The organism is Polaribacter sp. (assembly GCF_965660385.1).
In the GTDB taxonomy this organism is placed as follows: Bacteria; Bacteroidota; Bacteroidia; order Flavobacteriales; family Flavobacteriaceae; genus Polaribacter.
Genome location: NZ_CBFHZT010000066.1, coordinates 1 through 11,608, shown reverse-complemented (window position 1 = coordinate 11,608; position 11,608 = coordinate 1). Strand labels below are relative to the sequence as shown.

Sequence of the window (11,608 nt, the reverse complement as noted above, 5' to 3'; positions counted from 1 at the left end):
ATTAGAGCTTGAGAGCTACTCGCTCGATTCTAAAGGGTAGGCAGATTGATCTCGATAGTAATATTGAAACTAGATAAATGATAAGAACCTTTTTAAAGGTACAGAATTCGGCTTATTAGTCTGCTTTAAATTTTTTATAAAATCTTTAAAGATTGATATTTTTTTTGATGATTTATTGAGGAAAATTCAAACTTTTTGCAAATAATCTTTTTTTATTTATTAATAGTCCTAATCTATTATTTATCTTTTAAAATAAAGATAAAAAATGTAAGTTTGCTCCGCTAAAATTTATTAAAATTAAAACTTTAAGCTTTTAAAAACTACAAATTGTAAAGCCATAAGTTTAAAAAAGATTTACTTCATGAATACTTACAAAGATTATCTCATTGAGATAGAAGAACGTAAAAGTCAAGGGTTGCATCCAAAACCTATTGATGGTGCAGAGTTACTAAGCGATATTATCAATCAAATTAAAGATGTAGATAATGAGTTTAGAGAAGATTCTCTAAATTTTTTCATATACAATGTTTTACCTGGTACTACAAGTGCTGCAGGGGTTAAAGCAAAGTTTTTAAAAGAAATAATTCTTGGAGAATCTAAAGTTGAAGAAATCTCTACTGAATTTGCCTTTGAACTATTATCTCATATGAAAGGAGGAACTTCAATTGAAGTTTTATTAGATTTGGTATTACTAGGTAAAGATATTAAAATAGCAAAACAAGCTGCAGAAGTTTTAAAAACGCAGGTTTTTCTTTATGAAGCAGATGTTGAAAGATTAGAAAATGCTTACAAAAAAGGCTGCCCTATTTCTAAAGAATTGTTAGAAAGCTATGCAAATGCAGAATTTTTTACAAAACTTCCAGAAGTAGAAGAAGAAATTGAAGTAGTTACCTATATAGCAGGTGTAGGAGATATTTCTACAGATTTACTTTCTCCAGGTGCAGATGCGCATTCAAGATCAGACCGTGAATTGCATGGACAATGTATGTTTGAGCATAATAAAGAAATGCAACAAGAATTATTGGCTTTAAAAGAACAACATCCTGATAAGCGAGTTATGTTAATCGCAGAGAAAGGAACAATGGGTGTTGGTTCTTCAAGAATGTCTGGTGTAAATAATGTAGCTTTATGGACAGGGGTTTCCTCAAGTCCTTATGTACCATTTATCAATATTGCTCCAGTAATTGCGGGTACTAATGGTATTGCACCAATTTTCTTAACTACAGTTGGTGTTACTGGTGGTATTGGTATCGATTTAAAAAACTGGGTACAGCAAAAAGATGAAAACGGAAAAACTATCGTTGATAAAGATGGTGAGCCAGTTTTAAAACAAATGTATTCTGTAAATACAGGTACTGTTTTAACAATCAATACCAAAGAAAAAAAATTATATAGTGGTAATGTTGAGTTAAAAGATATCTCTGCAGCATTAACTCCTCCAAAAATGGAGTTTATAAAAGCAGGTGGTTCTTATGCAGTTGTTTTTGGTAAAAAATTACAAACATTAGCCTGTAAAATATTAAATATAGATATACCTCAAGTTTATGCACCTTCTAAAGAAGTTTCAATTGAGGGTCAAGGTTTAACTGCTGTAGAGAAAATCTTCAATAAAAATGCAGTAGGTACTACACCAGGAAAAATTTTACATGCAGGTTCAAACGTGCGTGTAGAAGTTAATATTGTAGGATCTCAAGATACAACAGGATTAATGACTTCTCAAGAGTTAGAAATGATGGCAGCAACCATTGTTTCTCCAATAGTTGATGCAGGTTATCAATCAGGATGTCATACAGCATCTGTTTGGGATGATAAATCTAAAGCAAATATTCCAAGATTAATGACCTTTATGAATGACTTTGGTTTAATTACAGCCAGAGATCCTAAAGGGCAATACCATGCAATGACAGATGTAATTCATAAGGTTTTAAATGATATCACTGTTGATGATTGGGATATAATTATTGGTGGTGATTCTCATACTCGTATGTCTAAAGGTGTTGCTTTTGGAGCTGATTCTGGTACTGTAGCATTAGCTTTAGCAACCGGTGAAGCTACCATGCCAATTCCAGAATCTGTAAAAGTTACCTTTAAAGGAGAAATGAAAAGCTTCATGGATTTTAGAGATGTAGTACATGCAACTCAGCAACAAATGTTAAAGCAATTTGGTGGCGAAAATGTATTTCAAGGAAGAATTATCGAAGTACATATTGGTACATTAACATCAGACCAAGCTTTTACCTTTACAGATTGGACAGCAGAAATGAAAGCAAAAGCTTCTATTTGTATTTCTGAGGATGATACATTAATAGAATCGTTAGAAATTGCCAGAGATCGTATTCAAATTATGATTGATAAAGGGATGGACAACGCAAACCAAATGCTTAAAGGTTTAGTTGATAAAGCAAATACAAGGATTACAGAAGTTAAAACAGGAATTAAACCAGCGTTAACCCCAGATGGAGATGCAAATTATTATGCAGATGTGGTCATCGATTTAGATGAAATCGCTGAACCAATGATTGCAGATCCAGATGTAAATAATGATGATGTTTCTAAACGCTATACGCACGATACAATTCGTCCATTATCTTTTTATGGTGGAACAAAAAAGGTAGATTTAGGTTTTATAGGATCTTGTATGATTCACAAAGGTGATATGCAAATTTTAGCACAAATGCTAAAAAATATCGAAGCTCAACAAGGAGAAATAGAGTTTAAAGCGCCTTTAGTAGTAGCGCCACCAACCTATAATATTGTTGATGAGTTAAAAGCAGAAGGAGACTGGGAAGTATTACAAAAATATTCAGGTTTTGAATTTGATGATAGTGCTCCTAAAGGTTTAGCACGTACTAAATATAAAAATATGCTGTATTTAGAACGTCCTGGATGTAATTTATGTATGGGTAACCAAGAAAAAGCAGAACCTGGAGACACTGTAATGGCTACTTCAACGCGTTTATTTCAAGGAAGAGTGGTAAAAGATACAGGAGAGAAAAAAGGTGAATCTTTATTATCTTCCACACCTGTAGTAGTATTATCTACCATTTTAGGTAGAACTCCAACTATGGCAGAATACGAAAAGGCTGTTGATGGTATTGTGTTAACGAAGTTTAAACCTTCACAAAAACAATTAGTTAGCTAATACCTAATCTATGATTTATATACTAAAGCTCAAGTTTTTTAACTTGAGCTTTTTTATTAAAATTATCTTTATATATAATTTTATCTTCAAAATAGATTCTAAAAATAGCTTAATAGAAATAAAATTATGGATGTCAATTGTTATCTACATAAATTTATTTAAATTAGTGGAATAACATTAACAAAAAAATATATTTATGGCATTTGATATTGATATGATTAAAGAAGTTTACGCTAATATGACAGAACGCGTTGATGCCGCTCGTAATATTACAGGAAAACCTCTTACGTTGGCAGAAAAAATTTTATATTCTCATTTATGGGATGGAGTTCCTTCAAAGCAATTTACTAGAGGTAAAGATTATGTAGATTTTGCTCCAGATAGAATTGCATGTCAAGATGCAACAGCCCAAATGGCATTATTGCAGTTTATGCAAGCAGGTAAGCCTAAAGTGGCTGTGCCAACAACTGTTCATTGTGATCATTTAATTCAAGCTAAAGAAGGTGCTGCTACAGATTTAAAACATGCCAATAGTACCAGTAGTGAAGTTTTTAATTTTTTAGAATCAGTTTCTAATAAATATGGTATTGGTTTTTGGAAACCTGGTGCAGGAATTATTCATCAAGTAGTTTTAGAAAATTATGCTTTTCCTGGTGGAATGATGATTGGTACAGATTCTCATACTGTAAACGCTGGTGGTTTAGGAATGGTAGCAATAGGTGTTGGTGGTGCAGATGCTGTTGATGTAATGGCTGGTATGGCTTGGGAATTAAAATTCCCGAAATTAATAGGTGTAAAGTTAACAGGTAAACTCTCAGGTTGGACAGCACCAAAAGATGTTATTTTAAAAGTTGCAGAAATCTTAACAGTAAAAGGTGGTACAGGCGCAATTGTTGAATATTTTGGTCCTGGTGCAAATTCAATGTCTTGCACAGGAAAAGGAACAATTTGTAATATGGGTGCTGAAATTGGTGCTACAACATCTACTTTTGGTTATGATGATTCTATGGAGCGTTATTTACGTGCAACTGATAGAGAAGATGTAGCAGATGCAGCAAATACTGTAAGAGATTATTTAACCGCAGATCCTGAAGTGTATGCAAACCCTGAAGATTATTTTGATCAAGTTATTGAAATTAATCTATCAGAATTAGGGCCTTTATTAAACGGACCATTTACGCCAGATTTATCTACTGAAGTAGGTAGTGCTATGACAGAAAAAGCAAAAGCAAATGATTGGCCAATGCAGGTAGAGTGGGGCTTAATAGGTTCTTGTACAAACTCTTCTTACGAAGATTTGTCTAGAGCCTCTTCAATAGCACAACAAGCTTTAGATAAAGGCTTAAAAACGAAGGCTGAATTCGGAATTAATCCAGGTTCTGAAAAAGTAAGATATACTGCAGAGCGAGATGGAATTTTAGGGATTTTTCAAAAATTAGATGCCAAAATATTTACCAACGCTTGTGGTCCTTGTATTGGACAATGGGCTAGATATTCAGATCCAAAAAATGCGCCGAAAAATAGTATCGTACATTCATTTAACAGAAACTTTGCAAAAAGAGCAGATGGTAATCCAAATACACATGCATTTGTAGCATCTCCAGAAATAACAGCAGCGATTGCTATAGCTGGTCGTTTAGATTTTAATCCTCTAAAAGACACTTTAATTAATGAAAATGGAGAAGAAGTAATGCTAGATGAACCAACAGGTTGGGAGTTGCCACCAAAAGGTTTTGATGTAAAAGAAAATGGGTATTTAGCACCAAAAGAAGATGGAAGTAACGTAGAGATTGCAGTTAATGAAGATTCTGAAAGATTACAATTACTAACACCTTTCGAACCTTTAGGAGGTGCTATTACAGGTGCTAAATTATTGATTAAGGCCTTTGGAAAATGTACTACAGACCATATTTCTATGGCTGGCCCTTGGTTACGTTTTAGAGGTCATTTAGATAATATTGCTAATAATACCTTAATTGGTGCTGTTAATGCATTTAATCAAAAAACAAACTTTGTAAAAAATCAGTTAACAGGTGAATATGATGCTGTACCTGCAGTGCAAAGAGCCTATAAAAAAGAAGGCATTAAAACTGTGGTTGTTGGAGATCATAATTATGGAGAAGGATCGTCTAGAGAACATGCTGCTATGCAACCAAGACACTTAGGAGTTGCTGCTGTTATTGTAAAGTCTTTTGCAAGAATTCATGAAACCAATTTGAAAAAACAAGGAATGTTAGGATTAACATTTGATAATGAAGCTGATTATGATTTAATTCAAGAAGATGATACGTTTAATTTCGTAGATTTAAATGAATTTGCACCAGATAAACAATTAACCTTAGAAATTGTACATACTGATGGAAGTTCAGATACCATTAAACTGAATCATACTTACAACAAAACTCAAATAGCTTGGTACAATGAAGGTTCTGCTTTAAATTTAATAAAAAAGCAGAATGCTTAATTTCGAATTAAGTTTCAAATAGTAAAATTAAAGCTCTTGTTTAACAGGAGCTTTTTTTGTTAAAGCAATTAATCCTAAAATGGGGCCAACTGCTAAAATCATAAAAATAAATCTTGATTCAGTAATAGTTAATAGGCTGTTTAACAATAAAATACTGATAATTGTAATCGAAAAACCAACACTATTTACAATGGTTAAGGCAGTACCTTTATCCTTTTGAGGTGCATTTTTAGCAACTAATGTTGAGAATAAAGGAGAGTCAGCAATAACTACTATTCCCCAAAACATCAAAAAAGAAATAAAAACAAATTCGTTAGAAATTAAAAAAACAAAAGGTAAAATTAAACAGCAACAACAAGACATAAAAAGAAAACCAAAAGCTGTTTTATGCAAACCTATTTTTTCTGAAATATAACCTCCAAAAACACAAGAAATTCCACCAATAGCAATAATAAAAAATGATAATAATGGAACATTAAAAGAAACACCTTTGTAAAGATTTTCATAGGCTATTAAGAGAACTGGTACAAAAGCCCAAAAAGTATACAACTCCCACATGTGGCCAAAATAACCAAAAGCAGCTTTTCTAAAGTTTCTATTTTTAAATATTTTAAAACATGCGGATAAATCTATGCTTAAACTCTTTTTTCTATAAGGTCCATTTTTCACAAAAATCAACATTAAGAAACCACCAAAAACAGCTACAATTGAAGTGGTTATAAGTACAGTTTTCCAAGAAAAATGTTTTAAAAGATCTTTTAACAAATGGGGAAGAGCAGTACCTATAACCAAAGCACCCACCAAAAAACCTAATGATTTTCCTAAGCCTTTATCATAATAATCGGTTGCAATTTTCATTCCAACAGGATATATTCCTGCCAAAAAAAATCCAGTTAAAAAACGCAAAGACAACAAACTCAGTAATGTTTGATTCCCGTAAATTATTTCAAAATTAAAGATTGCTCCAAAAATTGCACTAAAAAAGAAAACTTTTGAGGGTGAAAAACGATCTATAATGGTTAACAATGCAAATACTAACGTACCTAAAATAAAACCAAATTGTACAGCAGAAATTAATAAGCCTATTACATTTTCTTTTAATTGAAATGTTGCAATTAAATTATCAATTATCCCATTTCCAGCAAACCATAAAGAAGTGCAACAAAACTGTGAGACGACAATTATTGGAAGTATTTTTTTTGAGGGTTTCATTAGTAAACTAAGGTAACAAAAAGTATAGCAATTTGCTTTATTGAAATGGCATTTTTAATAGGTATTTCTGAAAAATAGGTATCCGAACAAATTTTTCACAAGATTTTATTTTTAAGTTTTCGATTAAAACAATAATTTTTACATAAACAAGTAACTAACATTTAAAATATTTATGAAAACTTTAATTAAACTTCTTGAATTATCATAATGCTTTGTTAAATGCTAATATTAGTCGTTATCTTTCTTCATTTAGAGATGCTATTGTTTTAAATTTGTTTAACGTATAATTAAAAAAAATAAACAAAATCATGAAAAAACTTACTCCAATATTATTATTAGTATTTTCATTTATAGCTTTTACGAGCTGTGATAATGAAGATGATCACCCATTTACCACTTCAACAGGTATGGCAACAACTTATAATTTAAATGAAAAAGCTGTTACAGGTATTTCAGGAACTGCCAGGTTTATAAAAAATCAAGATGCCTCTGTTACTGTTGTTTTAGCAATTTCTAATACACCAGCAGGTGGCTCTCATCCAGCACATATTCACGCTAACAATGCTATAGAAGGTGGTGGAATTGTAATTAGTTTAAATCCAGTAGATGGCGATACTGGTAGAAGTGTTACTACATTTTCTACAAAAGATGATGGTTCAACAATTACTTATGAAGAGTTGTTAGCATTTGATGGTTACATTAATGTACATTTAAGTGCTGATAATTTATCCACAATTGTAGCACAAGGAGATATTGGTGAAAATGCACCAACAGAAAACACCATAACCTATGACTTAGGTGAAAAAGCAGTACCAGGAATTGCTGGTAATGTTACATTTACAGAAAGAGTAAATGGTGAAATTTTAGCAACTATAGCTTTAGCAAATACACCTGCAGGTGGTTCACATCCAGCACACATACACGCAAACACTGCAGCAGAAACTGGTGGAATTTTATTATCATTTAATCCTGTAGATGGAGATTCTGGAATGAGTGCAACCAACTTAACTACTTTAGATGATGGTACAGCATTTACTTTTTCAGATATTGCTACTTGGGATGCTTATGTAAATGTTCATTTAAGTATGGATAATTTGGCAACAATTGTAGCACAAGGTGATATAGGTCAAAACGATTTAACATCAAACACCATAACTTACGACTTAGGTGAAAAAGCGGTACCAGGAATTGCTGGTGATGTTACATTTACAGAAAGAATAAATGGTGAAATTTTAGCAACTATAGCATTGGCAAATACACCTGCAGGTGGTTCACATCCAGCACATATACATGCAAACACTGCAGCAGAAACAGGTGGAATTTTATTATCATTTAATCCTGTAGATGGAGATTCTGGAATGAGTGCAACCAACTTAACTACTTTAGATGATGGTACAGCATTTACTTTTTCAGATATTGCTACTTGGGATGCTTATGTAAACGTGCATTTAAGTATGGATAATTTGGCAACAATTGTAGCACAAGGTGATATAGGTCAAAACGATTTAACAGGAGAAAGCAAAGAATATACCTTAAATGAAAAAGATGTGCCTGGTATTTCTGGAACAGCTACATTTTATCAAAGAGTAAATGGTTCTGCATTAGCAGTTCTAAATATTATGAATACACCAATGGGTGGGTCTCATCCTGCTCACATCCATGAAAATGATATTGTAACAAGTGGTGGAATAGCGTTTTCTTTTAATCCGGTAAATGGAGATACAGGAATGAGCATGACTCAAGTTGAAGCATTAGACAACGGAACTGCAATTACTTACGATGAAATATTAACTTACAATGGTTATATCAATGTGCATTTAAGTTTAGATAATTTAGCAACCATAGTTGCCCAAGGTAATATAGGTGCTAATGAATAATAAAATCATTTAAATACTTTTTAAAATTCCATCAAATTTTTTGATGGGATTTTTTTTTAATGATTAAAATATTTACCGAATTTAAACTATCTTTTAAAGATAAAATTTCTTTTATTGTATATTTGAATTGATGAAAAAAGTCAAAATTATAGAATGTCCTAGAGACGCAATGCAAGGTATAAAATCACATTTTATAGCGACAGAAAAAAAAGCATTGTACATCAATTCTTTATTAAAAGTAGGTTTTGATACTATAGATTTTGGGAGTTTTGTATCACCAAAGGCAATTCCGCAAATGCGAGATACTGCTGCTGTTTTATCAAAATTAGATTTGTCTAAAACACAAAGTAAATTATTGGCAATAATTGCAAATACTAGAGGAGCTGTAGATGCTGTTCAATTTGAAGAAATTGATTATTTAGGTTATCCTTTTTCTATTTCAGAAAATTTTCAGATGCGTAATACGCATAAAACCATTGATGAATCTATCATCACTTTAAACAAAATTTTAAATCTTGCTGATAAGAATAATAAAGAGGTTGTTGCATACTTATCTATGGGATTTGGAAATCCTTATGGTGATCCTTGGAATGTAGAAATAGTAGGGGAGTGGACAGAAAAACTCTCTAAAATGGGCATAAAAATTTTATCCCTTTCAGATACTATTGGAAGTTCCACACCAGAAGTTATTGAATATTTATTCTCGAATTTAATACCTAAATATCCAAAAATTGAATTTGGTGCACATTTGCATACCACTCCAGATAAATGGTTTGAGAAAGTAAATGCTGCATATAAAGCTGGTTGTTTACGTTTTGATGGTGCCATAAAAGGTTATGGAGGTTGCCCAATGGCTAAAGACGAGTTAACAGGCAATATGCCAACTGAAAAATTATTAAGCTATTTTACCACAGAAAAAGTAGATACCAATATTAAACCAATGAGTTTTGAAAGTGCATATAACAAGGCTTTAGAGATTTTTAACCCTTAGATAACAAAAAACTTAAAAGTTTTACTAGATTTTATTTTAAAAATAAACTGAATGAAAATCATAAAAAATATAGCATACATTTTATCAATTGCATTATTTTTTTCTTGCAATAAAAATGATGATAAAATAGAGTTCACCTTTTTACAAATCAATGATGTATATGAAATTGCACCAATACAAGGAGGAAAATTTGGTGGAATGGCACGATTGGAAACTATTCATAAAGATTTAATAAAAGAAAATCCAAATACCATGTTATTTTTAGCTGGTGATTTTTTAAATCCTTCGTTATTAGGTACTATTAAAGTTGATGGGCAAAGAGTTCGTGGAAAACAAATGGTAGAAGTTATGAATGCTATGAATTTTGATTTGGTAGCTTTTGGTAATCATGAGTTTGATGTATCACAAAAAGACTTACAACAAAGATTAAACGAAAGTAATTTTCCTTGGATTACAGCTAACGTCAAGCAAAAAACAGCTGAAAAAGCTATTCCGTTTTACAAAAAACGAAATGGAAAAAAAGAAAGTGTTCAAGAAACCTTTGTTAAAGAATTTTCTGATGCAGATGGTACAACTATAAAAGTAGGTTTTATAAGCGTTTGTATACCATCAAACCCTAAAGATTACGTTGAATACGGAAATATGTTTGTAAAAGCCAGAGCCTCTTATGTAAAAATTAAAGATTCTGTTGATGTTATTTTTGGATTAACACATGTAAAATTGGCAAATGACAAAAGAATTGCTAAATTAATTCCAGATTTACCGCTTATTATGGGAGGTCATGAACATACCAATAATTATGAAAAAATAGGCAATACCATTATTGCTAAAGCAGATGCCAATGCAAAAACAGCCTACATACATAGAATTTCTTTTGATAAAAACACCAAGAAAACCGTTGTAAAATCTGAATTAAAAGAAATTAATGAAACCATTAAAAGTGATGAGGAAGTTGGTAAGATTGTAAACAAATGGCAAAATATTTTAACAACAAAAATTAAAGAAATAATTCCAAAACCTGATGAAGTAATTTATGCTACTTCCATTCCCTTAGATGGCAGAGATACTCCAATAAGAAGTATACAAACCAATTTAGGAGCTATTATTACAAAATCGATGTCTTTTTCGTTTAATGATAAGGTAGATTGCGCTTTGGTAAATGGAGGCTCTATAAGAATTGACGATCAATTAACAGGTAATATTACACCTATTGATATTTTTAGAGTATTGCCTTATGGAGGTGCAGTGCTAAAAGTAAAGTTAAAAGGACGTTTATTAAAACGGGTTTTAGATTATGGAAAATTAGCAGCAGGAACTGGAGCTTATTTGCAGCGTTTTAATGCTGAAAAAATAGGCGAGCAGTGGTTTATTAAAAATCAACCTTTAGATATTAAGAAAAACTATACAGTTGCTTTTTCTGATTATTTATTAAAAGGATTTGATATTCCGTTTTTAAACGCTGAAAATAAAGAAGTTATTAGTGTCTATAAACCCAATGAAAATGAAATGGCTATTGATATTAGAAAAGCAGTAATTGAATATCTGAAAAATAACTAACCTTTTATATTAACGTGAGTTCTAATTAAAAAATACGGTTTAGTAACTAGTTACTTTTTTTATGATTTGAAACGAATGTCATTTTGACTAAAATGGAGAAATCTTAGTCTAAATTTGAGATTTCTCAACTACACTTCGTTTCGTTCAGAATGACAATAAATTGATTTTCAAGTAAATAAACCGATTTAAGCAGAGGGGTTAAATTGAACTCAGGATATTAAAAAAAAACGAGACTGTCTGAAAAGTATTTTAAACCTGTCATTTCGACTTTATGGAGAAATCTAAAACATTGAATTTTAATCGAATAGATTTTTCGACTCCATTACATTTCGCTCAAAATGACAAAATTTAGCACTTTTCAGACA

6 protein-coding genes are annotated in these 11,608 nt (G+C 31.4%); 5 read left to right on the top strand and 1 reads right to left on the bottom strand.

The genetic code is table 11. The features are described 5' to 3' along the window. The first annotated feature begins 361 nt into the window (after positions 1–361). Both ACTG3V_RS13825 and ACTG3V_RS13820 read left to right on the top strand, forming a co-directional pair. Positions 362–3,142, top strand: a complete 2,781-nt coding sequence (locus tag ACTG3V_RS13825; RefSeq protein ID WP_439132760.1) for a bifunctional aconitate hydratase 2/2-methylisocitrate dehydratase — start codon at positions 362–364, stop codon at positions 3,140–3,142. A 196-nt stretch (positions 3,143–3,338) separates the two neighbouring features. Next, on the top strand, positions 3,339–5,606 hold the full coding sequence (locus ACTG3V_RS13820; protein WP_439132759.1) for an aconitate hydratase: 2,268 nt from the start codon (positions 3,339–3,341) through the stop codon (positions 5,604–5,606). Positions 5,607–5,633: 27 nt separating this feature from the next. Here the strand turns inward: ACTG3V_RS13820 and ACTG3V_RS13815 are convergent, their stop codons facing one another. Beyond that, complete coding sequence (locus ACTG3V_RS13815; protein WP_439132758.1) at positions 5,634–6,818, bottom strand: MFS transporter; 1,185 nt, start codon at positions 6,816–6,818, stop codon at positions 5,634–5,636. Positions 6,819–7,126: 308 nt separating this feature from the next. Here ACTG3V_RS13815 and ACTG3V_RS13810 point away from each other — a divergent pair, with 308 nt between their 5' ends. From ACTG3V_RS13810 to ACTG3V_RS13800, 3 genes are all read left to right on the top strand, one after another. Continuing rightward, the gene (locus tag ACTG3V_RS13810) at positions 7,127–8,695 is read left to right on the top strand and encodes a CHRD domain-containing protein (protein WP_439132757.1); all 1,569 of its coding nucleotides are present in this window, start codon (positions 7,127–7,129) and stop codon (positions 8,693–8,695) included. Between the two features lie 130 nt (positions 8,696–8,825). Further along, positions 8,826–9,686 carry a hydroxymethylglutaryl-CoA lyase gene (locus ACTG3V_RS13805; RefSeq protein ID WP_439132756.1) on the top strand — a complete coding sequence of 287 codons (861 nt, stop codon included), beginning with the start codon at positions 8,826–8,828 and terminating at the stop codon, positions 9,684–9,686. 51 nt (positions 9,687–9,737) lie between these two features. After that, positions 9,738–11,243, top strand: coding sequence for a bifunctional metallophosphatase/5'-nucleotidase (locus ACTG3V_RS13800; protein WP_439132755.1), 1,506 nt, complete (start codon positions 9,738–9,740; stop codon positions 11,241–11,243). Positions 11,244–11,608: the final 365 nt, after the last annotated feature.

Excerpts from the sequence above, each read along its gene's own strand:
- ACTG3V_RS13805 (WP_439132756.1), top strand. The coding sequence starts at position 8,826 with ATGAAAAAAGTCAAAATTATAGAATGTCCTAGAGACGCAATGCAAGGT.
- ACTG3V_RS13825 (WP_439132760.1), top strand. The coding sequence starts at position 362 with ATGAATACTTACAAAGATTATCTCATTGAGATAGAAGAACGTAAAAGT.
- ACTG3V_RS13815 (WP_439132758.1), bottom strand. The coding sequence starts at position 6,818 with ATGAAACCCTCAAAAAAAATACTTCCAATAATTGTCGTCTCACAGTTT.
- ACTG3V_RS13810 (WP_439132757.1), top strand. The coding sequence starts at position 7,127 with ATGAAAAAACTTACTCCAATATTATTATTAGTATTTTCATTTATAGCT.
- ACTG3V_RS13800 (WP_439132755.1), top strand. The coding sequence starts at position 9,738 with ATGAAAATCATAAAAAATATAGCATACATTTTATCAATTGCATTATTT.
- ACTG3V_RS13820 (WP_439132759.1), top strand. The coding sequence starts at position 3,339 with ATGGCATTTGATATTGATATGATTAAAGAAGTTTACGCTAATATGACA.